Annotated in this window: 23 protein-coding genes and 2 pseudogenes; 16 read left to right on the plus strand and 9 right to left on the minus strand. The window is 69.1% G+C overall.

Translation table 11 applies throughout. From position 1 onward, the window contains the following. Positions 1–146: 146 nt before the first annotated feature. Entirely contained in the window at positions 147–788 is a 642-nt protein-coding gene (locus AQJ58_RS36660; RefSeq protein ID WP_234360419.1) for a TetR/AcrR family transcriptional regulator, read from the plus strand. Positions 789–813: 25 nt separating this feature from the next. Here the strand turns inward: AQJ58_RS36660 and AQJ58_RS36665 are convergent, their stop codons facing one another. Next, entirely contained in the window at positions 814–1,716 is a 903-nt protein-coding gene (locus AQJ58_RS36665; protein ID WP_067258401.1) for an SDR family oxidoreductase, read from the minus strand. Between the two features lie 106 nt (positions 1,717–1,822). Between AQJ58_RS36665 and AQJ58_RS36670 the strand changes: the two genes are divergently transcribed. The 3 genes from AQJ58_RS36670 (at position 1,823) to AQJ58_RS36680 (ending at position 4,027) form a co-directional block, all read left to right on the plus strand. Then, positions 1,823–2,320: a winged helix-turn-helix transcriptional regulator gene (locus AQJ58_RS36670; RefSeq protein ID WP_067258513.1), complete on the plus strand. Its 498-nt coding sequence runs from the start codon at positions 1,823–1,825 to the stop codon at positions 2,318–2,320. Between the two features lie 112 nt (positions 2,321–2,432). Then, positions 2,433–2,966 (plus strand): SRPBCC family protein, encoded by a 534-nt coding sequence (locus tag AQJ58_RS36675; RefSeq protein WP_067258403.1) that lies wholly within the window; start codon positions 2,433–2,435, stop codon positions 2,964–2,966. Then, positions 2,966–4,027, plus strand: coding sequence for an LLM class flavin-dependent oxidoreductase (locus AQJ58_RS36680; protein WP_067258405.1), 1,062 nt, complete (start codon positions 2,966–2,968; stop codon positions 4,025–4,027). Before AQJ58_RS36675 ends, AQJ58_RS36680 begins: the two co-directional genes overlap by 1 nt. A gap of 57 nt (positions 4,028–4,084) precedes the next feature. Here AQJ58_RS36680 and AQJ58_RS36685 read toward each other — a convergent pair whose 3' ends face one another. After that, a complete protein-coding gene (locus tag AQJ58_RS36685) occupies positions 4,085–4,711 on the minus strand; it encodes a TetR/AcrR family transcriptional regulator (protein WP_159056382.1) in 627 nt (208 codons plus the stop codon). Between the two features lie 91 nt (positions 4,712–4,802). On the opposite strand from AQJ58_RS36685, the gene AQJ58_RS36690 reads away from it, so the two are divergent. Then, positions 4,803–5,975, plus strand: a complete 1,173-nt coding sequence (locus AQJ58_RS36690) for a saccharopine dehydrogenase NADP-binding domain-containing protein (protein WP_067258410.1) — start codon at positions 4,803–4,805, stop codon at positions 5,973–5,975. Positions 5,976–6,295: 320 nt separating this feature from the next. Further along, the gene (gene lpdA, locus AQJ58_RS36695) at positions 6,296–7,708 is read left to right on the plus strand and encodes a dihydrolipoyl dehydrogenase (protein WP_067258412.1); all 1,413 of its coding nucleotides are present in this window, start codon (positions 6,296–6,298) and stop codon (positions 7,706–7,708) included. Between the two features lie 68 nt (positions 7,709–7,776). Here lpdA and AQJ58_RS36700 read toward each other — a convergent pair whose 3' ends face one another. Both AQJ58_RS36700 and AQJ58_RS36705 read right to left on the minus strand, forming a co-directional pair. After that, positions 7,777–9,243, minus strand: coding sequence for an amidase (locus AQJ58_RS36700; RefSeq protein ID WP_199844773.1), 1,467 nt, complete (start codon positions 9,241–9,243; stop codon positions 7,777–7,779). A gap of 435 nt (positions 9,244–9,678) precedes the next feature. Further along, complete coding sequence (locus AQJ58_RS36705) at positions 9,679–10,254, minus strand: TetR/AcrR family transcriptional regulator (protein ID WP_067258417.1); 576 nt, start codon at positions 10,252–10,254, stop codon at positions 9,679–9,681. Between the two features lie 271 nt (positions 10,255–10,525). Here AQJ58_RS36705 and AQJ58_RS46070 point away from each other — a divergent pair, with 271 nt between their 5' ends. Beyond that, positions 10,526–10,702 carry a hypothetical protein gene (locus tag AQJ58_RS46070; protein ID WP_159056383.1) on the plus strand — a complete coding sequence of 59 codons (177 nt, stop codon included), beginning with the start codon at positions 10,526–10,528 and terminating at the stop codon, positions 10,700–10,702. 37 nt (positions 10,703–10,739) lie between these two features. Here AQJ58_RS46070 and AQJ58_RS46075 read toward each other — a convergent pair whose 3' ends face one another. Continuing rightward, complete coding sequence (locus AQJ58_RS46075) at positions 10,740–10,913, minus strand: transposase (RefSeq protein ID WP_079079449.1); 174 nt, start codon at positions 10,911–10,913, stop codon at positions 10,740–10,742. 350 nt (positions 10,914–11,263) lie between these two features. Then, on the minus strand, positions 11,264–11,554 hold the full coding sequence (locus tag AQJ58_RS36715; protein WP_067258420.1) for a hypothetical protein: 291 nt from the start codon (positions 11,552–11,554) through the stop codon (positions 11,264–11,266). A gap of 246 nt (positions 11,555–11,800) precedes the next feature. Here AQJ58_RS36715 and AQJ58_RS36720 point away from each other — a divergent pair, with 246 nt between their 5' ends. Beyond that, positions 11,801–11,998, plus strand: coding sequence for a hypothetical protein (locus AQJ58_RS36720; protein ID WP_067258423.1), 198 nt, complete (start codon positions 11,801–11,803; stop codon positions 11,996–11,998). A 202-nt stretch (positions 11,999–12,200) separates the two neighbouring features. On the opposite strand, the gene AQJ58_RS36725 is transcribed toward AQJ58_RS36720, so the two are convergent. Continuing rightward, on the minus strand, positions 12,201–13,187 hold the full coding sequence (locus AQJ58_RS36725) for a GlxA family transcriptional regulator (RefSeq protein ID WP_067258426.1): 987 nt from the start codon (positions 13,185–13,187) through the stop codon (positions 12,201–12,203). Between the two features lie 144 nt (positions 13,188–13,331). Here AQJ58_RS36725 and AQJ58_RS36730 point away from each other — a divergent pair, with 144 nt between their 5' ends. The 8 genes and pseudogenes from AQJ58_RS36730 to AQJ58_RS36760 all read left to right on the plus strand — a co-directional run bounded on the left by AQJ58_RS36730 (position 13,332) and on the right by AQJ58_RS36760 (position 20,730). Continuing rightward, the gene (locus AQJ58_RS36730) at positions 13,332–14,285 is read left to right on the plus strand and encodes a nuclear transport factor 2 family protein (protein WP_234360420.1); all 954 of its coding nucleotides are present in this window, start codon (positions 13,332–13,334) and stop codon (positions 14,283–14,285) included. A 352-nt stretch (positions 14,286–14,637) separates the two neighbouring features. Continuing rightward, positions 14,638–15,576, plus strand: a pseudogene (locus AQJ58_RS45110) (NADP-dependent oxidoreductase); the annotation flags it as partial. Positions 15,577–15,606: 30 nt separating this feature from the next. Continuing rightward, positions 15,607–16,374, plus strand: a pseudogene (locus AQJ58_RS45115) (nuclear transport factor 2 family protein); the annotation flags it as partial. A 37-nt stretch (positions 16,375–16,411) separates the two neighbouring features. After that, positions 16,412–17,272, plus strand: coding sequence for an MBL fold metallo-hydrolase (locus tag AQJ58_RS36740; protein ID WP_067258429.1), 861 nt, complete (start codon positions 16,412–16,414; stop codon positions 17,270–17,272). An 89-nt stretch (positions 17,273–17,361) separates the two neighbouring features. Continuing rightward, positions 17,362–17,940 carry a TetR/AcrR family transcriptional regulator gene (locus tag AQJ58_RS36745; protein ID WP_067258432.1) on the plus strand — a complete coding sequence of 193 codons (579 nt, stop codon included), beginning with the start codon at positions 17,362–17,364 and terminating at the stop codon, positions 17,938–17,940. A gap of 76 nt (positions 17,941–18,016) precedes the next feature. Further along, on the plus strand, positions 18,017–18,799 hold the full coding sequence (locus AQJ58_RS36750; RefSeq protein WP_067258433.1) for an SDR family oxidoreductase: 783 nt from the start codon (positions 18,017–18,019) through the stop codon (positions 18,797–18,799). Positions 18,800–18,903: 104 nt separating this feature from the next. After that, a complete protein-coding gene (locus AQJ58_RS36755) occupies positions 18,904–19,716 on the plus strand; it encodes an oxidoreductase (RefSeq protein ID WP_067258436.1) in 813 nt (270 codons plus the stop codon). A gap of 300 nt (positions 19,717–20,016) precedes the next feature. Next, positions 20,017–20,730 (plus strand): SDR family oxidoreductase, encoded by a 714-nt coding sequence (locus AQJ58_RS36760; RefSeq protein WP_067258439.1) that lies wholly within the window; start codon positions 20,017–20,019, stop codon positions 20,728–20,730. A gap of 30 nt (positions 20,731–20,760) precedes the next feature. Here the strand turns inward: AQJ58_RS36760 and AQJ58_RS36765 are convergent, their stop codons facing one another. Continuing rightward, positions 20,761–20,976 (minus strand): hypothetical protein, encoded by a 216-nt coding sequence (locus AQJ58_RS36765; RefSeq protein WP_067258442.1) that lies wholly within the window; start codon positions 20,974–20,976, stop codon positions 20,761–20,763. Between the two features lie 512 nt (positions 20,977–21,488). Beyond that, entirely contained in the window at positions 21,489–22,328 is an 840-nt protein-coding gene (locus tag AQJ58_RS36770; protein ID WP_067258444.1) for an alpha/beta fold hydrolase, read from the minus strand. Between the last annotated feature and the right edge of the window lie 30 nt (positions 22,329–22,358).

Consider the following 22,358-nt stretch of genomic DNA (forward strand, 5'->3'; position numbering starts at 1 on the left):
GAAGGGTGTATCCGAGACGGCACGTCACGCACGATGTGTACTATTGCCGTGAAGAATTACATAACCAAGTTATTTCTGGTGTGTCAACGGTGGAGGCGTGCGGGATGGCAGGGCGGGCGAGGCTCGATGACGCTCCGGAACGGCTGGTGCGGGCGGCCGTCGGCCTGCTGGCCGAGCAGGGTCCGTCGGCTTTGAAGGTGCGCACGGTGGCCTCCGCGAGCGGACTGTCGACGATGGTGGTCTACAGCCACTTCGGCGGGATCCCCGAGCTGATGAGTGCTGTCGCCGACCACGGCTTCAAGGAACTCGGCGCGGCGTTCGCCCGGGTACCGGCGACGCAGGACCCGATCGCGGATCTCTTTGCCATGGCCTTGAGCTGCCGTCGGCTGGCCCGCGAGAATCCGCACCTCTACGACCTGATGTTCGGACTGTCCACCCGGGCGACGTACCGGCCTCTGCCGGATGCGGACCTTCGCCTGAGCGGGCATTCCCCGGCCTTTCGAGAAGCCCACGCTCATGTCACCGCGGCGTGTGAACGGCTCGTGGACTCCGGCAGGGTCGAGCGGCAGAACCCCGAACTCGTCGCCGCCCAGCTGTGGAGTCTGGTGCACGGTTACATCACCCTTGAACTGGCTGAACATTTCGTCGAGTTCGACGACGCCGTGGTGCAGGTGCTCCGGCCGATGGGTGTGAACTTCTCTGTCGGGCTGGGCGACGAACGGGAACGTGCGGAGGCCTCCCACGAGGCCGGCGCGCGCCTGTACGACTCGATCGTCCACGGCCGCTGAGAAGTCGGGCGGGGCGCTGCCTTGCTCAAGGCCGGGACGGCCTGGTCTTCACGGCAGGGGTGCCGGTGCCCGGAGTGAGCTGGTCGTGCCTGCCCAGGGCTGCAACCTCCCGTTCGAGGGAGGGAACCGCCCGGGCCGCGAAGCGCTTCGCCCAGGGCCAGGCCAGCGGTGAATTCAGCGCCGCCTTGGCCCAGTTGGCCACGACGACCGCGCGCGGCACGTACACGCGGCTGCGTCGGCGCACGAGCCCGTCCACGATCGCGGCGGCCGCCCGGTCGGAGCTCGTGGTGACGTTGCCCGGATAGGGCAGCCGTGCGCGCAGGCCCTGGAACGAGGGGAGGTCCGCCTCGGCGCCCCGGACGAGGTCCGTGTCGATCCAGGAGGGGTGCACCAGGCCGACCGTGACTCCGAGGTGTGCCACCTCCTGCCGGTAGGTCAGGGCGAGCAGTTCGGCCGCGGCCTTGCTCGCTCCGTAGGAGGCCATCGCGGCCAACGGCATGAACGACAGCGCGGACGCCACGACCAGCACGTGGCCCCGGCTTCGTTCCAGATGGGGTGTGGCGTACTTGAGGGTGCGGAACACGCCGTTGAGGTTGATGTCCAGGACCCGCTCGAACGATGCCTCGTCCGTCTGCCGTACCGTCCCGTACGCGACGACGCCGGCGTTGGCGACGACGAGGTCGATGCCGCCCATGACCTCGGCGGCCTCGTCGATCGCCGCTCGTAGGGCGGCTCCGTCGCGCACATCGGCCTCCCGCCAGGCAGCGGCGGGGCCCAGCTCGCCGGCGAGGGCGCGCAGCCGCTCGGCTTCGAGGCCGATCACGGTCACCTGGGCCCCTCGGGCGGCGGCCAGGCGGGCCACCTTCTCGCCGATGCCGCGCGCCGCTCCGGTGACAACCAGCCTTCTGCCCACCAAGTCACGTTTCATGGCGGCAACATAACTTCGTTATTGATGGAACACAAGAGACCGTGCGCCGGGCCGCTCCACGGTCACCTGCTGGGTCTCACGACGGGACGAACCTATGCTGGCCCTCATGAGGCGGACATCCTTTGCGCAGTGGCCTTGCTCGATCGCGCGGACCATGGACCTGCTCGGGGACTGGTGGACGCCGCTGGTGCTGCGTGAGGCGTTCTACGGGATCCGGCGGTTCGACGCGTTCCAGGAGTCGCTCGGGATCGCCCGCAACACGCTGGCGGACCGGCTGCGCCGACTGGTGGAGGAGGGGCTGCTGGAGAAGCGGCCGTACCAGACGGAGCCGGTCCGCCATGACTACGTGCTCACCGAGAAGGGGCGCGACTTCTTCGGCGTGCTGCTGGTGATGAACCGCTGGGGAGACCGCTGGCTGTCGGGCGAAGCGGGGCCGCCGGTGGCGATGCGCCACGAGGCCTGCGGGCAGGAGAGCCATGCCGCAGTGGTGTGCGCCGCCTGCGGTGAGCCCATGACCGCAGACAACACCCGCCCCCGGATGGGGCCCGGCTATCCACCGCACCTGGCCGAACGGCCGGATGTGCGGGAGCGGTTCGCGGACTGATTCGGCAGCCTTGTCGTACTCACGTCACCCTTGACAGGTGAATCTATCTACGCAACTTTACTGGCCAGGCGCTCATACGGGTGTTCTTGGCGGACAGGAAGGCTGCAGGGGCATGGAGTGGACGGGCGCGCGCTATGCGGACAGGCCGACGGCAGAGGTCCAGACCTGGATCGCCGCATCGCCGGCTCAGGTGTGGGCCGTGGTGTCCGACATCGAGCTGATGCCGCGCATGAGTTCCGAACTGCAGTCGGTGCAATGGCTGGACGGCAGGAGCGGCCCTGCTCTGGGGGCCCGGTTCGTCGGCCGGAGCAGGCATGAAGCCCTGGGGGAGTGGGCCACCACCTCCCACATCGTCGAGTACGAGCCGCCGGCGAGGCTTGCATGGGCGGTCGAGGATCCCCAACACCCCACCGCTCTGTGGCGGTTCACCCTGGAGCCGCAGAACGGCGGCACTCTGCTGCGGGAATGGATGCAGATGGGACCCGCCCGCTCCGGTCTGTCGTTCGCCATCGACCGCATGCCGGACAAGGAGCAGAAGATCGTCTTCGTGCGCATGCGGGAGTTCGAAGCCAACATGGCCTTCACACTCGAAGAAGCCAAGAAGCTGGCCGAAAGCGCCCAGGCCGCGGCCGAGGCGGCTGTCTGATGCGTACCTCCACCACGATCGAAGCCTCCGGGGGCGACTGGCGGGAGATCGTCGACTACGTCACGGAGGCGGAGAAACTCGGTCTGGACATCTGCTGGGTGGCGGAGGCGTGGGGCTCCGAGGCGCCCTCGCCGTTGGGCTACCTCGCCGCGAAGACGCAGCGCATGCTTCTCGGATCGGGCATCATCCAGCTCGGCACCCGAACACCGATGGCCATCGCCCGCGCCGCCATCACGCTGTCCCAGATCTCCGAGGGCCGCTTCCTCCTCGGACTGGGGCCCTCAGGGCCACAGGTGATCGAGGGGCTGCACGGAGTGCCTTTCGACCGGCCGCTGTCCCGGATGTGCGAGACCGTCGAGATCGTGCGGCAGGCCGCCTCGGGGGAGAAGGTCTCCCACTCCGGCCGTGAATTCCAGATCCCGCTGCCGGGCGGAGAGGGCAGGCCCATGCGCCTGTCCATGCGCGCCGAGCACGACATCCCCGTCTACCTGGCGACCCTCTCGCCGAAGATGCTGCACCTGACCGGTGAGATCGCCGACGGCTGGCTGGGCACCAGTTTCGTACCCGAGGGCGCCAAGGAGGCGTACTTCGACCACCTGGACCGGGGCCTGGCCAACGCCGGTCGTACGCGCGCCGACCTCGACATCTGCCAGGGCGCCGAGGTCGCCTTCGCGGACGACGAGGACGCGCTGCGCGCGATGGTGGCCGGACGCAAGAAGGAGCTGGCCTTCAGTCTCGGCGGCATGGGATCGGCGACCACGAACTACTACAACAACGCCTACAGCCGCCAGGGTTGGGCCGAAGTGGCGGCCGAGGTCCGGACCCGCTGGCAGGCCGGGGACCGGGACGGCGCAGCCGGCCTGATCACCGACGAGATGGTGCTGGCGACCACGCTGATCGGAACCGAGGACATGGTGCGCGAGCGGCTGCGCGTGTGGCGCGACGCCGGTGTCGACACCGTCCGTTTCTACCCCGCCGGCGTGACCCTCGACGCCAGACTCACCACCCTGGGCCGGGCCATCGACCTGGCCCGCGGCATCGAGGACGAGACAACGCGGTAGCGGCAGGCCGAGGCGGGTCGCCGCATACCGACGCCGCCCGCTGGATTGCGGTGCAGATCAGCCACGGGCGCCGTCGGCCGCAAGGCCCGACATCAGCAGGCTGATCGCATGGAACGTCCTGTTCAGGGCTTCCTCCCGGTCCGCCGAGGCGGCGATGATCTGGTTGCCCTCGCACAGACCGGCCAGCAGCAGCCGGGCGACAGTGGCGAGGGGAACGTCCGGTCGCAGTTCACCGCGCTCGGCCAGCACGGTCAGCAGCCGCTCGATCGGAGGCTGGGCGACGGTGTCGTTGATGTGCCGGTACTGCCCGCCCAGGACCGAGGGCGCCTGGACCATCAGCTCCCGGTGCAGGGGATCGTCGATGGTCCGCCGCAGGAAGGCGTGGGTGAGGTCGGCGACCGCAGTCATGGCGGGCTGGCCCGGCAGCGTGGCACGAAGCGCCTCGCACGTCGCGTCGCCCAGGGCGCCGACCTGCTCGAGCAGCTCGGTGTAGAGCTCGGCGAACATCGCCTTCTTGTCCGGGAAGTGGCTGTAGAAGGTGCCCTTGCTCACCCGGGCCGCCCCGGTGATGGCCTCGACCGACGTGTGGGCGAACCCGCTGTCCACGAACAGCTTCCGGGCGGCCGCCACCAGGTCCGCCCGGGTCTGCTCCGCATACATCTGTCGTCGGTTTGGCCTTTGCATGCGCACCATCGTATATTCAATGACCTGAGGTCAGTGAATGACTAAGGGTCATCAGGGTCGTGGCAGTGCCCTCCCGAAAGCAGGCGGAGCCGTGGAAAAGCGCAGGATCGTGTTGCTGGGTGCGACGGGGTACACCGGGCAGCGCGTGCTCCGGGAACTGCTCGCGCGAGGGGAGAAACCGACCCTGGCCGGGCGGAGCCGGACCAGGATGCTGACCCTGGCCGACCGCTTCGAGGCGGACCTGCCGGTGGCCGAGGTCGACGTCACCTCGACGGCCGACCTCACTCGCCTCGTGGAGCCCGGCGATGTCGTCGTCTCCACGATCGGACCGTTCATGCGGCTCGGTATGGCCGCGGTCACGGCTGCTGCGCGGGCGGGGGCACACTACTTCGACTCCACCGGGGAAGGGACCTTCGCCCGCCGCGTCCTCCTCGAACTGGACGCCGTCGCGGCCGTCCGGGGAGCAACCCTCGTGCCCGCGTTCGGCTACGACTACGTGCCGGGCAATCTCGCCGGCGCGCTCGCCCTGACGAAGGCGGGCGAGCGGGCACGCCACGTGGAGGCCGGCTACTTCATCACCCGTTCCGGACACGGGGACGAACTGCTCTACCGCAGCACCCTGCGAGACGCGTACACCCTGACCACGCCAGGCACGCGTCAGACGCTGGTCGCCGCGGCGGCCGAGGACGGGTTCGCCTACCGCAGCCCGCGCCCCTGGGCCGCCGCCCGAGTGGTCGACGAACGCGTGGGCAAGCGGGTGCGCACCTTCCACTACGGCGGCGTGAAACGTGCGGCCATGACCGCCCCGGGCACGGAGCATCTCGGACTGCCGGAGGTCTTCCCCCGGTTGGAGAGCGTCGAGGTGGGCCTCGGGTGGTTCGGACGCTGGACGCGCCCGGTACAGATCGCCGCCGCGATCCAGGCGCCCCTGTTGCGCTCGGCGAAGGTGCGGGCCGCTCTGGAACGGTGGTCCGAGCGGCTCCCGGGATCACAGCGCGAGCCGGACCCCGACGGCCGTTCCCTGGTGATCGCTGTCGCCCGCGACAGCCGGGGCCGGCCGCTGGCCACGGCGGCCCTGACCGGACCCGATCCGTACGAGATGACGGGAACCCTCCTGGCATGGGGTGCCGTCCACGCGGCCCAGTCGGATGCTGTCCTCAAGCCCGGCGTCCACGGCCCGGTCGCCGCCTTCGGCCTCGACACTCTCAGACTCGGTGCCGCCGAGGCCGGAGTACACGAAGTCGACGGGGCTCGCGGTCGGTGATGGCCGCATGGGCGTACGCCATGGCACCGGGGAGCTGAAGCGGATGTGCCAGGCCATCACCGACCGCCGGCACTGTCGGCTTCGCGCGCGATCTCGTAGCAGCTGGTGGGCTGGGCGGGCATAGATCACCGTGCCGCTGCGCTGAAGCTGACGTCCGGGGAGCTGCTGCCGGGATGGCGGACCATACGACCGCCTCCGGCGGTTTTCCGCGGCGAGCGTTGGCGGATGCCACCGCCGGCACGTTGGTGAACAGATTCTTCGATCGGGAGTGAGTCCGCCCCTCGCGTGGGTCGGCTGCCCCAGCGGAAAGGAAGCCGTCCATGGACGAGCAGGGTGAGCGCTTCGACGTCGTCGTACTCGGTGCGGGCCCCGGCGGGTACGTAGCCGCCATCCGGGCCGCCCAACTGGGCAAGCGTGTAGCAGTCGTCGAGGAGAGGTACTGGGGCGGCGTCTGCCTGAACGTGGGCTGCATCCCCACCAAGGCCCTGCTGCGCAACGCCGAACTGGCGCACCTCTTCACGCGCGAGGCGAAGACGTTCGGCATCAAGGTCGAGGGTGAGGTCTCCTTCGACTACGGGGAGGCCTTCCGCCGCAGCCGGAAGGTCGCCGACGGCCGCGTCAAGGGCGTCCACTTCCTGATGAAGAAGAACAAGATCACCGAAGTCAGCGGACGCGGCTCGTTCCTCGACCCGCACACACTCCAGGTGGCCGACTACGACGGCAACACCCGCACCATCGGCTTCGATCACTGCATCATCGCCGCCGGGGCGACCCCCAAGCTGCTGCCCGGCACCAAGCGCAGCGCGCGCGTGGTGACGTTCGAGGAGCAGATCCTCGCCGAGGACCTGCCGCAGTCGATCGTCATCGCGGGCGCCGGGGCCATCGGCGTCGAGTTCGCCTACGTGCTGCACAACTACGGCGTCAAGGTCACCATCGTCGAGTTCCTGGACCGGATCGCCCCGCTGGAGGACGCCGAGGTCTCCGCCGAACTGGCCAAGCAATACCGGAAGTTGGGCATCGACGTCCTCACCTCGACCCGCGTCGAGTCGATCGACGAGTCCGGCCCGCAGGTCCAGGTCACCGTCACCGGCAAGGACGGCACCCAGCAGGTCCTGGAAGCCGACAAGGTCCTCCAGGCGATCGGCTTCGCCCCGAACGTCACCGGCTACGGCCTGGAGAACACCGGCGTGCGCGTCACCGAGCGCGGCGCGATCGACGTCGACGGCCGCTGCCGCACCTCCGTTCCCCACATCTACGCCATCGGCGACGTCACCGCGAAGCTGATGCTCGCGCACGCCGCCGAGGCGATGGGCGTTCTCGCCGCCGAGACGATCGCGGACGCCGAGACCATGGAACTGGACTACGTGATGATCCCGCGGTCCACCTTCTGCCAGCCGCAGATCGCCAGCTTCGGCTACACCGAGGCGCAGGCCAGGGAGAAGGGCTTCGACGTCCAGGTCGCCAAGTTCCCCTTCACCGCGAACGCCAAGGCCCACGGACTGGGCGACGCGACCGGCTTCGTGAAGCTGATCAGCGACGCCAAGTACGGCGAGCTCCTCGGCGGCCACCTCATCGGCCCCGACGTCACCGAACTCCTGCCCGAGCTGACCCTGGCCCAGCAGTGGGACCTCACGGTCCACGAGGTCGCCCGCAACGTCCACGCCCACCCCACCCTGGGCGAGGCGGTCAAGGAAGCCGTGCACGGCCTCGCCGGCCACATGATCAACATGTAGCGCTGCGCGTCGGGTCGGGTTCGCCGCTGTCCTGGCCCCGGGCCGTCCGGCCCGGGGCCAGGACAGCTTCAGACGAGGGACGGAGGCGGCACGAAGCCGTCCACTTCCCGGCCGAGCAGCGCGGCGAATTCGATGGTGGTGAGATCGCCTCCGCTCGGGCCCATGGCCTGCAGCCCGATGGGCAGTCCGCTCCTGCCCCTGCGCACCGGGATGGTCGTTGCCGGCCCTCCGGAGACGTTGGCGACAGCGCTCCACTTGACCTGGTCCCAGTAGGGGCGTCGTACACCGTCGACCTCGAACGGCCGCCCGAACCAGTCGATGAGTTTGTGGTGATGGGCGGGCGCTGCCGTCGGCGTGACCGGCATGAGCACGATGTCGAAGTCCTGGAAGAACTCGAACCAGCGCTGCCGGATCTCGTTGCGCACCATATGGGCCTGCAGCCAGTGGAAGTGGGACTGGAAGGTTCCGCGCAGTGCGGGTCCGGCATCGCCCCGCGGATGCTGGACGAACCGGGCCAGCGTCGCGGCACTGGGGGCAGGAGCGAGGCCGGTGCGGTCGCCCGCGCCGAAGAGCAGAGGCAGAAAGGCCTTCCGGTGATTCGTCGCGAGGTCGACGGGGAGGCTCGCGGGCTGGACGGTGATCTTCGCACCGGCCGTACGCAGGACGGTGACCGCATCATCCATGGCTTGCACGATGTCGCTGTCGACCGGACATGAGGGATCCTCACTCCAGACGGCGACCCGGAAGTCGGCGAGTCTGGTCGCGCGCGGAGGTGTAAGCGTGTAGCTGAAACCGCCGTCGTAGTCGGCCGGCCCGGTGGTCGCCCGCAGGATCGGAACGAGATCGCGGGCGTCGCGGACCTGCGCGCCGCCGCAGGCCATGTCGGCTTCCGTCCACCGTCCTGCGCCCGGGCCGTAGGGCACATGCCCGATGAGCGGTATCGACCGCCAGGTCGACTTGTGCCCGTACAAGCCGTTGAAATGGGACGGGATTCTGGTCGACCCACCGATCTCCGAGCCGAAGTCGAACGTGGTGAGGCCCGCGGCGGTGGCGACGGCGCCGCCTCCGGCGGATCCGCCGGAGGTGCGGGTGGTGTCCCAGGGGTTCGATGAGGGGCCGAACACCGGGTTGTCGGCCTGGACGTCCTGGTTGCCCGGAGGCATGTTGCTCTTGCCCATGATCACGGCACCGGCCGCGCGCAACCGCTTGACGGCCTCGGCGTCCTGGTCGGGCACGTAGTCCTTGAGGTCCGTGCGCCCGCAGACGGTGCGCATGCCCGCGGTCTCGTAGCTGTCCTTGACCGTGATCGGCACGCCGTGCAGCGGGCCGAGGTCCTGCCCCGCCGCCCGCGCGGCGTCGGCTTGTCCCGCCTCGCGTCGGGCACGTTCCGCATCCAGGGTCACCACCGCGTTCAACGCGGGGTTGTGGACGGCGATCCGCTCAAGACAGATCTCGACGAGTTCCCGGCTTGAGATCTCACCCGTGGCCAGCGCGCGTGACTGCTGCACGGCGGACCGGAAGGGGACGTCACTCACGGCATGCCTCATCTCTGGATCTGGCGGCGCCGAATTGAATGGCAGTCATAATATTACATTCGGTAGACCATGGCCGGGGTGGGTGGAAGGCAATGGCCTCGCAGGGGGATTCTGCGGCGCCGTACGGACGGGACATGCGGGAACGGACCAGCGGGATGCCCGGCCGGCGGCTCCGGCATCCACGCTGATGTCGAATGCCGGTTGGCCGCCGAGGCTTCTGGGTGCATTCCTCGCCCAGGGGCGGCTTCGTCGCCGGCGGGCGCACGACACCGAGCGCTGTCGGCGTCGCCTGCGCCTCGTCGATACGGGGCAGTCGACCGGAGTGCACAGCGGCAACCTGCCCGGGCCCGCTTCAGCCCGCATGGGGGGGCTGGGGATGGGACTCCGTGCGATCGGTTGGCGGATGGGTTTCCCGGTGGCTCCGGCTCATGCACCTCACGGGGCCGGACAGTGGACGGCATCCATCAGCAGGTCGAGCATCCGGCTCAGTTGGCCCCGTCGGCCCGCCGGTGAGGTCGTCGTGAACATGCCGACGAGCGTGGCGACGATGTCCTCGGCGTGGACATCTGCGCGCAGCGTCCCGTTGGCTGTTCCGGCGGCCAGGATCGTTTGCACCGCGGTACAGAGTTGTGCGTGTGCCGGTGATGCACTCGCGATGTCGGACGCGAGGACGGCGCGCAGCGCGTCTGCCGTCTCTCGTCTGGTACTCGCGTGGTCGGCGAAGTGGTCCATCCAGCTGCGCAGCGCGTGGGCTGGATCTTCGGTGTGGAGGAGGGCCTCGGCCTCGGCGCACAAATCGTCGAGCTCCTGCTGGTAGATCGCTTCGACCAGTGCTTCTCGTGTGGGGAAGTGCCGGTACAGCGTGGCTATCCCCACGCCTGCGTCCCGCGCAATCTGCTTCAGGGATGCCGGTGCCTCGGATGCGAACGCGATGTGCGCGGCGTCGAGCAGTCGGGTGCGGTTGCGTGCAGCATCCGCACGGACGGGTTTGGGTGTGTCACGGATCGGCATGGTTCCACGGAGCCTTCGGCTGTTTCTGCGGTGAGAAGCGGAGGAGCCTCCGCCGGCGCCGCGCGCGAGCGGGAAGGCGGATGACGTTCAGGGGTGCATCAAGGCCGAGGAGTGTCGCAGGGAAGGTGGAAGGCTGTTGTGGCAAGCGCGTCGTCCGTGCTCGGCCCGTGCCGGACTTTAAGCTTATGATCATAATGCTGCGAGCGGGGCCCTGGCCGTCGCAGGCTGGGTGGACTTTGGTGGTCAGCCCTCCGCGGGATCGGCCGAGGGCGTGATCGTCTGGTTCGTCCTGCTCATGGCTCCCCCCTTTTCGGTCCGTCGCGGCGGCGTGCTGGTGGGCGCGGGCGATGCTCGAGTCGATCTGGACCAGTCAGTCGATGTCGCCGGCCGCGTCGGTCCGGGCCTGTATCTGCTGCAGGGCCCGGGTGAACAGGCCGTCAGGGCGTAGCGGCGAAAGCGGGTGTAGACCCGGTGTAAACCGTCTTTCACGTCCTGTAGCGTTCCGGCAGGTCACGCCAGGAGATCCCGGTCCGGATCTTGTAGACCATCCCGTTGACGACCTGCCGGTCTCCCACCCTCGCTCCTCCCGTGTCGGCCCGCGGTGTCAGCGGAGCGAGTAACTCTCCCTCCCGGTCGCTGAGTTCGTGACGCCGTATCACCCCGCATGATCAATCCCCGGGTGATTCGCATAAGAGGGGTGCCCTCGCTCCACGCGTTACCGTTCGCTAGACGCTCGGGTGGGGCCGGAGGGCCCTGCGCTTGTAAGCCAGGCCCCCACGGGCCCGTACGGAGCCGTAAGCCGTGGGGGTGGCAACCGGAGTAGCCAGAGAGGCGCCCATCCAACTGTTGGGCCGCGACGCTGTAGCGCTGCACCCCGAGACCGATCACGGACGGCTCGGTGCCAGGGGCGCTGGCATACGAGGCTTCCGAAGACTGTGTCGAGGAGATCACCACGGCCGCCCGCGCACCGGGACCGGATGCCCGAGAGCCGCGGGCGGCCGACCCTCAACTACACGGAACACCGCACATAGCCGTAGTACAGGATGGTGCCGTCGAGCGAGTACGTGTGCACCTCGGCCGCGTTGACGCGTCCCCCCTTGTTGGTGCACTCGCGCTGGAGGTCGGGGAGATCCTTCTGCGCCTCTGCGGCAGTGCGGCGGTTCACGCCCAGGATCTGCGACTCTGCCTGGGCCGCTGTCGCGGAGACGCCGACGAGTCCTACGGCGGCTATTGCGGCCACCGCCGTGCTGCGGGCCACCCGCATCTTCACGCCACTGTTCTTCATCGTTCGGACCGCCATCACACATCTCCTTGCTCGTGGGGGGGAGCAGGGCCGCTGGCCACGGCTACGTAGGTCGGGGCCCCACCCGATTGAATTACGACCATAATCAAAATGCTGAGGCGCCTGCAACTGCAAGTGGCTTGGTTTTGCTGCGAGTTGACCTTGCTCCCCTTCCGGGACGTCCAGGGTGTGTATCGAGGCGTGATCAATTTCCGGGCGCTGACGGCATGATGTTTCATCAACTCCTACGGAGCCGATGCGGTCATGAAGGCCGTCAGCGGCGACCCCACGGGCGCGGCGGCGAGCAGCGTCGAGGACTACGTCGGCCGGTTCGCCTACGACGCCGCCACCGTCATGCTCTTCACCAGCTCGTTCGCGCTCGCCCTAGCGGCGCACAACATCACGTCGCGCTACATGTTCAACCTCGGTGACCCGCGCTGTCGTCCTGGCGGCCCGGCCTGAGTTCGGCCGGGCCGCCAGGACACCCACCATCGATATCCGATGGTTACCGGGCAGGCCTGGCCGTCGTTCGTGGCGGCCTATCCGTGAACACGTTGGCGGCCGATCGGCCGTGCCCGCCTGTCGGCGAGGTCGTCGTGAAGACGCCGACGAGAGTGACGACGACATCGGGAACAGTGCGAGCCGTGCCGGGGATCACCTGTGCTCACACGGCGGCATAGGCGGCGGTGGCCGGCGGACTGGGGGACAGGGCGCCGCGGAAGGTGCGCCGGTAGGCAATGGGGGAGACGCCGATGGCGGCGTGCAGGTGTTCGCGCAGCGAGGTGCCGCCGGCGAAGCCGACCTGGCCGGCGATCTCGTCCACGGGGAGGTCGGTGGTCTCCAGGAGGTGCCGGGCCCGCTCGACGCGCTGCTTGATCAGCCAGCGTCCCGGGCTCGTGCCCACCTCCTCGGTGAAGCGGCGGGCGAAGGTGCGCAGGCTCATGTGGGAGTGCTCGGCGAGGTCGGCCAGGGTCATGGGCTCGTGGAGGTTCTCCAGTGCCCACTGCCGGGTCGGTGCCGTGCCGGTGGCCGTGGTCTCGGGCACCGGGTGCTGGATGTACTGCGCCTGTCCTCCGTCACGCCATGGAGGCGTGACGCACATCCGGGCAACCTGGTTGGCGACCTCGCTGCCGTGATCCCTGCGGATGAGGTGCAGGCAGACATCGAGCCCGGAGGCGGCACCGGCCGAGGTCAGCACGTCCCCGTCGTCGATGAACAGGACGTTCGGGTCCAGCGAGACCTGGGGAAACCAGGCGCGGAAGAGGTCCGCGACCACCCAGTGGGTGGTTGCCGGCCGTCCGTCGAGGAGCCCGGCGGCGGCAAGGACGAAGGCGCCGGTGCAGATCGATACGAGGCGGGCGCCGGGAGCCCTGGACGCGAGTGCCTCCACCATGGCCCGCGGTACTTCCGGGGTGACGGCGGTGGTGACGAAGGGCGGGACGACGACGGTGTCCGCGGTGCTCAGCGCCTCCGGGCCGTGCTCGACGGTGATCGAGAAATCGGAATTGGTGCGGACCGGGCGGCCGTCGACGCTGCAGGTGAGGACCTCGTAACGACCCTCTGCGGCCCCGAAGACCCGGCTGGGAATGCCCAGTTCGAAGGGATATACCCCGTCGACGGCCAGAACGGCGATGCGGTGAACACGAGACATGGCACGATCCCGTCGAAAGTTGACTTTCATGCCATGGTACCGAACGACGGCGGCGGCCACGCTGGACGCATGACGAACACCGCCGCCATGCGGGTCACTGGCCAAGATGCCTACGGTTCCCCCGAGTTCGGAGAAGTGAGCCCTGTGAACACCACCACGTCCGTCCGCCGTCGTACCCTCGCCGCCGCGGTCATGGCCGTCGCTCTCACGGCTGCCGCCGTCCCCTCGACGGCTGCCGCGCTCTCTCGGACTCCCGGCCCCGGCCGAGCGGCCGGGATCCCCGTCGCCGGGCGCGGCGAGAGTGCGCGCCTCGGCTACCAGAAGGCTGTCGTCGTCCAGGTGATGAGGGGCGTGTTCGAACGGGGCGACACCTCGGTGGTCGACCGCTTCGTACGACCGGACTACATCCAGCACAGCCCGCTGGCCCCCGACGGCGCCGAGGCGCTCAAAGCGTTCGGGTCCGCCTTCCGAGGGCAGTACCCGGATGCCAGGTTCGACATCAGGCGGGTCATCTCCGAGGGTGACCTGGTGCTCGTGCACTCCCACGTCGTCCTGACCCCCGGCACACGCGGCATCGCCGTGTTCGACATCTTCCGCTTCCAAGGCGGGAGGATCGCCGAGCACTGGGACGTCGTGCAGGACGTGCCGGCGACCACGGCCAACGGCAACGACATGTTCTCCACGCTCAGCAGGCCACAGACCGAGGCGCCCGGCCCCGCGCGGCTCACCGAGTACAACAAGAAGCTGGTCACCGCGTTCGTCGAGCAGTACCTGGTGAAGAAGGATCTGTCCGCCATCGACACCTACGTGGGCCCCGAGTATCACCAGCACAACCCCTACATCCCGGACGGCGTGGCGGGCGCGAAGGCCGGACTGGGGGCCTACTACGCGCAGTTCCCGCAGCTGGTCGCCGCTCCCAAGCGGGTGATCGCCGAGGGCGACCTGGTGGCCGTCCACAGCCACACCGTCAACGTGCCCGGCGAGCGGGGTCAGGCGGTCGTGGATCTCTTCCGGGTACGGGGCGGAAGGATCGTCGAGCACTGGGACGTGGTGCAGGACGTGCCGGAGACCTCCGCCAACGACAACACGATGTTCTGACGGCCGAGCGGGCCGTGCCCGTCACGGCTCCGGCCGCCGACGATTTATGAACTCAGCGAGCGTATGTGACGTCCGAACCGGCTGCCCCTTCAAGAGGTCCTCGCTGCTGACGCGTTCGCGGAAGGAAGCCGATGATGAGGGGGCGGGGCGGGCCGCTGAAGGCCCGGGGCGGGTTGCCGAAAGTGCCGGATCCCGAGCACCCCTCACCTGGGGTTTCTTGGCCAACGGCCGGAGGGCGACATGGCGCTCATGCACCATGGCGTGATCCCGTTGAAAATTGGCATTCATGCCATGGTGCCGAACGAGGGCTGACGGCGAGGCTGAGCGCATGACGAATTCCCACATCCCCACCATGCGTGCCGTCCGCCAGGAGAGCCACGGTTCCCCCGAGGTGCTCCAGGTGGTCGAAGTTCCCCGTCCCGTGCCGGGCCCGAGCGAGATCCTGGTCGCCGTCCGCGCGGCCGGCGTCAACCCGACGGACTGGTACAACCGCGCTCAGCCCCTGACCATCGACCGCATGCCGCTGGTCCTGGGCTGGGACGTCTCCGGAGTCGTCGAGGCCGTCGGGGTGGGCGTCACCCTGTTCAAGCCGGGCGACGAGGTCTTCGGCATGCTGCCCTACCCGCACGGCGCCGGAGCCCACGCCGAGTACGTGACGGCTCCCGCCCGGGCCTTCACCCGCAAGCCCGAGAGCATCGACCACGTCCAGGCCGGCGCCCTCCCGCTCGCCGCCCTCACCGCCTACCAGGCCCTCGTCGACACTGCCGACGTCCAGCCCGGCCAGCGCGTCCTCATCCACGCGGCCGCCGGCGGCGTCGGCCATCTCGCCGTCCAGATCGCCAAGTCCCGCGGCGCGTACGTCATCGGGACCGCCAGCGCCGGCAAGCACGACTTCCTGCGCTCCCTCGGGGCCGACGAGGTCATCGACTACCACACGGTCGACTTCACCGAGGTACTCACGGACATCGACGTGGTCCTCGACCCGATCTCCCTGGACTCCGCGGCCCGTGCCCGCTCCCTGGCCGTCCTGCGCCCGGGCGGCACCCTCGTCTCGATCCTGCCCGTCCCCGTCGAGGCCGACGAGCTCGCGAAGATCGCCGAGCTCGGCATCCGCTTCGAGTCCCTCCTCGTCGAGGCCGACCAGGTGGGCATGCGGGCCATCGCCGCCCTCGTCGAGGACGGTGCCCTACGCGCCCATGTCGAGGCCGTCTTCCCGCTCGCCGAGGCCGCCAAGGCGCACGCTCTGGGCGAGACCGGGCGTACCACCGGGAAGATCGTGCTGACGGTGGAGGGGTCCCGGCCGGCGGAACTCGTCGCCAGGGTGCTGCGGGCCGCCTTCGAAGCGGGCGACACGAGTGTCATCGACCGGTACATCCGGCCCGACTACATCCAGCACAACCCGCTCGCCGCCGACGGCCCCGACGCCATGAAGGCCTTCGGCGCCGCATGGAAGCAGCAGTACCCGGACGCCACGTACGAGGAGAAGCGGGCCGTCACCGATGGCGACATGGTGCTCCTGCACTCCCATGGCGTCCTGGTCCCCGGCAACCCCGACGTCCCCGAGCTCGCGGTCTTCGACCTCTTCCGTTTCCAGGACGGGAAGATCGCCGAGCACTGGGACATCCTGCAGCAGGTGCCCGCTGCCACGGCCGACGGCCACGACCTGTTCTCCACCCTCAGCGAGCCGCGGACCCGCAAGCCCGCGCAGCCGTGGCTCACCGCGTACAACAAGAAGATCGTCACCGACTACGTCGAACGGCTCATGGTGAAGAAGGACCTGAGCGCCATCGACGCGTACATGAGCCCCGAGCGGCACGAGCACAACCCGGGCGTCCCGGCCGGCGCGGCGGAGCTGAAGGCCGGGCTGCAGGCGTACACCGAAGAGTTCCCGGAGCTGAAGATCAGCCTGAAGCGGGTCATCGGCGAGGGCGACCTGGTGGCGGCCCACCTCCACGTCGTCAACACGCCCGGCGAGCGCGGCACGTCGGTCATCGACCTCTTCCGGGTGCGGGACGGAAAGATCGTCGAGCACTGGGACGCCTCGCAGGACGTGCCGGAGACCGCCGCGAACGACAACACGATGTTCTGACGGCCACCGGTTCGCCGCACCCAGAGAGGACAGATCCATGACCGGACTGCGCTACGACGTCTTCGTGACACCCGCCATCGCGCAGAGCAGCGGCACCCTGAACCTTCCCGACGGGGAGGCGATGGTGTGGTCGCCGATCGCGACGACGCTGATCTACGGCGAGCACGACGCCATCCTCGTCGACCCGCCCTTCACCACCGACACCACCCGCGAGGTGCTGGCCTGGGTGGAGAAGACCGGCCGCACTCTCACGGACATCTACATCACGCACGGCCACGGCGACCACTGGCTCGGCGTTCCCGTCCTGCTCGAACGCTTTCCCCACGCGGTGGTCCGTGCGACGGCGGGAACCAAGGCCCACATCACCGCCCTGTCCACGCCCGAGGCCCGCGCGCCCTTCTGGGAGGCCCTGTTCCCGGGCCAGATCCCGACGGGCCCGGTCGATGTGCGGGTCGTCGGGGAGGAGGGGCTGAGCCTGGAGGGCCACGCGCTTATCCCCGTCGAGGTCGGGCACAGCGACGGCGACGACACGACTGTGCTCTGGGTGCCGGGCCTGAAGCTGGCCGTGGCCGGTGACGTCGTCTACAACGGCGTGCACCCGGCGCTGTCCGACTCCGCGGGCGGAGGCCTCGACGCGTGGCGCCGTGCCCTGGACCAGGTCGAGGCGCTGGGCCCCCAGTTCGTGGTGGCCGGCCACAAGGACCCCGCCCGCCCGGACGACCCCGCCGACATCGGCCGCACCCGGCTCTACCTCGACGACGCGGACCGGCTGTTGCAGGGTTCGCCCACGCCGACGGAGTTCTTCGAGGAGATGCGGCGCCTGCATCCCGAGCGCATCAACCCGGGCATCCTCTGGTTCGGCGCCCTCAGTCTCCTGGGCGCTGAGCCGGCGCCGTAGGCACTGCTCCTCAGGGAGCTCGCCGGCCTGCGGGTCACGGACCGACCGGTATTTGACCCGCAGGTACAGAAAGGCTTACGGTGGGTGTCATGGGAAGGCCCAAGCAATTCGATCCGGATGCGGCGGTCGAGCAGGCGATGCAGGTGTTCTGGCGTCATGGCTACGGCGCCACCACACCTCAAGGCCTGGTCGACGCCCTGGGGATCGGCAAGGGCAGTCTGTACAACGCCTTCGGTGGTAAGCGTCAGCTGTTCGACCTGGCACTGCGCCGCTACCTCGATCTGCAGAACGTGACTGTGGCGCAGCTGCTGGACGGCTCCGGGCCGGTCAAGGAGCGGCTGCGTGAGGCGCTGCACTTCATCGCCCAGACGGACCTTGCCGACCCCGATCGCCGTGGTTGCATGGCACTGAACAGTGCCATGGAGTTCGGCCGCACGGACGCGGCCGTGACGGCGCAGGTGCAGGGCATGTTCGACCGCATGGAGGGCGCGTTCTGCGCCCTGATCGAAGAGGGGCAGCGTGCCGGGGAGATCGCTCCCGGGCGTGACGCGAAGGCCCTGGCCGGCCTGCTGCTGAACACCGTGAACGGCATGAAGCTCACGGCCCGCGTCGAGTCGGGACCGGATCGCCTCCGCAGGGTGATCGACACCACCGTCGACCTCATCTGACCCCTGCCACCGGCCTGACCGTGCACGGACCACCTGCGGCCAAATTTTGTACCTACGATTCAAAAAAGGATTGATCATGAACTTCGACCTGGCGAACAAGACCGCCGTCGTGACCGGAGCCAGTCGTGGCATCGGACTGGCCACCGTCCAGGCGCTGACGGCCGAGGGGGTCCGTGTCCTCGGTGCCGCCCGCACGATCACCGGCGAGCTCAAGGAGACCGGAGCCATCACGGTGAGCGCCGACCTCGGCACCGCAGGGGGCGCGCGCACCCTGATCGACACGGCCCTGACCGAGCTGGGCGGTATCGACCTGCTGGTCAACAACGTCGGCGGCGGCGACGACCTCGCCGTCAAGGGCTTCCTCGACACCGACGACGAGCAGTGGGCGTCCATCCTGGGCATCAACCTGTTCAGCACCGTCCGGGTCAGCCGGGCCGCCCTCCCCAGTCTCATCGAGCGCAAGGGCGCGATCGTCAACGTGTCCTCGCTGGTCGCCCACCTGCCGGGCCTCGGCCCCGTCCCCTACTCCACCGCCAAAGCGGCACTCACCGCACTCGGAAAGGCCCTGGCCGACGAGTTCGGCCCCCAGGGGGTGCGGGTCAACACCGTCTCTCCCGGACTGGTGCGCAGCTCCATCTACGACAGCCCGGAGAAGTTCGGCGGGCAGATCGCGGCGGCATTCGGAATGGACATCGCCACCTTCGTCGAGCAGGCGCCCGCAGCGATCGGCATGACCACCGGCCGCCTGGTCGAGCCGAAGGAAGTGGCATCCCTCATCACCTTCCTCCTGTCCGGCGCCGCCGGCAGTGTCGCGGGTGCGGACTACGTGATCGACGGCGGGCAGCTCAAGGCTGTCTGACCATGCTGCACGGCGCGGCCGGCCGACGGTCTCTTCTCGGGTGTCCGGAGTTCGGTTACTCTCATTAAAGTATGAATGTAATTTAAAAGAGCCAGGAGCTAGTCATGACAGCAAACAGGCCGGTGGCGCTCGTGACGGGCGCGTCCTCGGGTGTCGGCAAGGAAGCGGCGCGCGCCCTCGTCGACGCCGGGTTCGACGTGGTCGGCACGAGCCGGAAGGCGACGGGGGACACCACGCGCGGCGTGACGTTCCTCCCCCTCGACGTGACCAGCGACGACTCGGTCGACAGCCTCGTCCGGCAGGTCATCGAGCGGTTCGGACGCATCGACGTCCTGGTCAACAACGCCGGGGTCGGCGCCAACGGTGCCGCCGAGGAGATCTCCGTCGCCCAGGCGCAGTACCTCTTCGACGTCAACGTCTTCGGCCTCATGCGCATGACCAACGCCGTCCTGCCGCACATGCGCGGCCAGGGACGCGGACGGATCATCAACGTCTCCTCCGTAGGAGGGTTCGTCCCCAACCCCTTCATGGCCATCTACGTCGCGACCAAACACGCGGTCGAGGGCTACTCCGAGTCCCTGGACCACGAGGTCCGCGAGCAGGGCATCCGGGTGCTGCGCGTCCAGCCCGGCCCCATCAACACCCCGTTCGACCAGAACATGGTCCAGGCCGACAACCCTCTGCCGGTCTACGCACGCCAACGGGCCGTCTTCGACGAGGTGGTGCAGGAGCAGATGAAGGGCGGTGACCATCCCGCCGCGATCGCCAAGGTGATCGTCGCAGCGGCGACCGCAACGAAGCCGAAGCTGAGCTATCCCGCCGGCTCGATAGCCGCTCGCGTGAGCGTGCTGCGCCGCATCGTCCCCGCCCGCGCCTTCGACAAGAGCGTCCGCAAACTCAACCGGATGACCAGCTGACCGCCACGGGGAAACCTGTCAGAGGTGCCCCACACGCAGTTCCCGGTGCACCTGATGCCGCCCGGTCGGCAGCCCGGGTTCTGCGCGAGAGGCCCGCGGCCGCGACAGCGGCGCCGGTCCGCCGGAATCCACCCGGCCGAAGACCGTCCGACACCGGATGGTTCACGGGCTCGGTGTCTCCGCACTCGGGGAAGCTGATGCGGTGGCGCACCGCGCACGTCTCCCGCCCTTCGCCGGCGCTCACACCGCCGGTGGCCGAACGGCCAAAGAACCACACCCGTTGGAAAGAAGGAACATCACATGCCCTCCCTCGATGGAGCAGTCGTCCTCGTCACCGGCGCCAACGGCGGTATCGGCACCCACTTCGTCCACGAGGCCCTGGCTCGCGGCGCCGCCAAGGTCTACGCCACCGCCCGCTCCCCCCGCACCTGGGACGACGAACGCATCGTCCCCCTGACTCTCGATGTCACCGACCGCGCGTCGATCGACGCGGCCGTCGCCGCCGCGGCGGACGTCACCGTGCTCGTCAACAACGCGGGCGCGAACCCGCCGAGCGCGAGTCTGCTGGACGTCACCGAGGCGGACATCCGGGCGAACATGGAGACGAACTTCTTCGGACCCGTCTTCCTCGCCCGCGCCTTCGCACCGATCCTCACGGCCAAGCCGGCGTCAGTCCTCGTCGACGTGCACTCCGTCGCCAGCTGGTACGCCTTCGGCGGCATCTACAGCGCGTCCAAGGCCGCACTGTGGTCGGCCACCAACTCATTGCGCATCGAGCTCGCACCCAAGGGCGTCCATGTGACGGGTGTGCACATGGGCTACGTCGACACCCGGATGGCCGCGCACGCCGACGGACCCAAGATGGAGCCGGCCCAGCTCGTGACGACGGTCTACGACGCTGTCGAAGCCGGCGAGTACGAGGTCCTGGCCGACGAGTTGACCCAGGGGGTCAAGGCGGCTCTGAGCGGCCCGGTCGAGGCACTGTACCCGGACCTGCGCAACACGGACGCCTGAGCTTGTCCTTCGGTCCCGACAGGTATCTCTTCACGTCGGGACCCCGCGATCCATGGCGTTCCAACAGATGACCGGCGTCGAGGAGGCGTGCACCGCCCCGTCCGTCGAGCCGCCGACGATATCGTCGGCGGCTCGACCCGGCAGCAGCCCGATCAGCAGCGCGGCGGCGACCAGGTCTGCGCCCAGGGGGAGGAATGCCCGGTTGATCTGGGCTTCGGCCGAGGCGAGTGAGGTGTGGTCGCACACGTTGATCGCGTCCGCCCAGGCCGGCTGCGTCTGCTTGCGTCCGTGCAGGTCGCGAGCGCCGACTGGAAGACGACTTCCGCTGCACCGTCGATCTTCCGGTGGTCGGGGACCGAGTCTCGACCCCGTCGGTCACCAGCCATGGGCCCGGGTTGTGGTCGGGGAGGCGGATCTGCCGATGAGTGGTCGGCCTGCCGGGCGGCAAGGCCCTGCGCCCTCAGCGCCGGCCGTCCACGGGGCCGCCACGGCCGGGCGTCCGACCGCGCTTCACCGACGCTGCCGGGCACATGGTCGGTGTTCGCTTCGGGCGCTGGCCCGACACGTTCCGATGACGGAGGCCGGGACCGAGGACCACATTCGGGCCGCCCTGCCATGGGCTGCGTGCCCCGCGCCCGCACGACGCCGCGCGCAACGAGACCCGGAAGGCAGCCGCCCGGCCCGGAACCGCCGTGACGGTCCGCCGGTCGGCCTGGCGGACCGTCACGGCCTGCGGTACCGGCACTGCGCTGTCGGCGCTACTCGTCGAGGAACTGGACCGCGTGCTTCAGGAACCGCTCGGGGTACTGGAACTGCGCTCCGTGCCCGGCGTCGGGGTAGATGATCAGCTGAGCATCGGGAATGTTCTGGGCGAGATGCCAGGAGTTGATCGAGGGGATCATCACATCGTTCTCGCCGTTGATGACCAGCGTCGGCTGGGTGATCGCGTTCAGGTAGACGAAGGGCGTCTCGCCCGGTCGCAGCGGCGCGTAGGTGTGGGCCGCCTCCGCCTGCGCGTTCATGAGTTCGGGCGAGCTCGGCGGGTCCTGGTCGACTCGCTGGTGACGCCGCTCCCAGAAGGCCTTGCCCGCTTGCCGCGCGGCCTCCGAACGGCCGAAGAACAGGTAGAGGAAGTCATCCAGGGTCGGTACCGGATTCAGCGCGTAGCCGGGCACCTCGGTGTCGGTGGACTCCTCCCCGCCCCGCAGGCCGGTGCCGATCAGCAGTAGCTTGCGCACCAACCCGGGGTGGCGCAGCGCGACCTCCTGGGACTCGATGCCGCCGATCGAGAAGCCCAGCAGGTCGACCTGCTCCAGCCCCAGCGCCCGGATGACAGCGGCGATGTCGTCGGCCATGTCCTCGATCCGGTTGCGCGGCGTGCCGGACGACGAGGCGGTGCCACGGCCGTTGAACAGGATGACCTCACGGCCCTCGGCCAGGCCGTCGGTGATCAGCGGATCCCAGTTGTCCATCCCCCCGCGGAAGTGCTGGACGAAGAAGAGCGGAACGCCGGAGGGCTTCCCCCACCGCCGGTAGGCGAACCGGTCGCCGTCGACCTCGATGTACTGAGTCGGTGCGGTCACATGCGTGTCACTCATGGCTTGGCCCTTTCTCGGCCGATGAACTTT

The sequence above is a fragment of the Streptomyces sp. DSM 15324 genome (assembly GCF_001514285.1).
In the GTDB taxonomy this organism is placed as follows: Bacteria; Actinomycetota; Actinomycetes; order Streptomycetales; family Streptomycetaceae; genus Streptomyces.

Bases quoted from the DNA above. Each gene is read 5' to 3' on its own strand.
- AQJ58_RS36665 (WP_067258401.1), bottom strand. From the start codon at position 1,716: ATGAAACGTGACTTGGTGGGCAGAAGGCTGGTTGTCACCGGAGCGGCG.
- AQJ58_RS36670 (WP_067258513.1), top strand. From the start codon at position 1,823: ATGAGGCGGACATCCTTTGCGCAGTGGCCTTGCTCGATCGCGCGGACC.
- AQJ58_RS36675 (WP_067258403.1), top strand. From the start codon at position 2,433: ATGGAGTGGACGGGCGCGCGCTATGCGGACAGGCCGACGGCAGAGGTC.
- AQJ58_RS36680 (WP_067258405.1), top strand. From the start codon at position 2,966: ATGCGTACCTCCACCACGATCGAAGCCTCCGGGGGCGACTGGCGGGAG.
- AQJ58_RS36685 (WP_159056382.1), bottom strand. From the start codon at position 4,711: ATGCAAAGGCCAAACCGACGACAGATGTATGCGGAGCAGACCCGGGCG.
- lpdA (WP_067258412.1), top strand. From the start codon at position 6,296: ATGGACGAGCAGGGTGAGCGCTTCGACGTCGTCGTACTCGGTGCGGGC.
- AQJ58_RS36705 (WP_067258417.1), bottom strand. From the start codon at position 10,254: ATGCCGATCCGTGACACACCCAAACCCGTCCGTGCGGATGCTGCACGC.
- AQJ58_RS36715 (WP_067258420.1), bottom strand. From the start codon at position 11,554: ATGGCGGTCCGAACGATGAAGAACAGTGGCGTGAAGATGCGGGTGGCC.
- AQJ58_RS36720 (WP_067258423.1), top strand. From the start codon at position 11,801: ATGAAGGCCGTCAGCGGCGACCCCACGGGCGCGGCGGCGAGCAGCGTC.
- AQJ58_RS36725 (WP_067258426.1), bottom strand. From the start codon at position 13,187: ATGTCTCGTGTTCACCGCATCGCCGTTCTGGCCGTCGACGGGGTATAT.
- AQJ58_RS36740 (WP_067258429.1), top strand. From the start codon at position 16,412: ATGACCGGACTGCGCTACGACGTCTTCGTGACACCCGCCATCGCGCAG.
- AQJ58_RS36745 (WP_067258432.1), top strand. From the start codon at position 17,362: ATGGGAAGGCCCAAGCAATTCGATCCGGATGCGGCGGTCGAGCAGGCG.
- AQJ58_RS36750 (WP_067258433.1), top strand. From the start codon at position 18,017: ATGAACTTCGACCTGGCGAACAAGACCGCCGTCGTGACCGGAGCCAGT.
- AQJ58_RS36755 (WP_067258436.1), top strand. From the start codon at position 18,904: ATGACAGCAAACAGGCCGGTGGCGCTCGTGACGGGCGCGTCCTCGGGT.
- AQJ58_RS36760 (WP_067258439.1), top strand. From the start codon at position 20,017: ATGCCCTCCCTCGATGGAGCAGTCGTCCTCGTCACCGGCGCCAACGGC.
- AQJ58_RS36770 (WP_067258444.1), bottom strand. From the start codon at position 22,328: ATGAGTGACACGCATGTGACCGCACCGACTCAGTACATCGAGGTCGAC.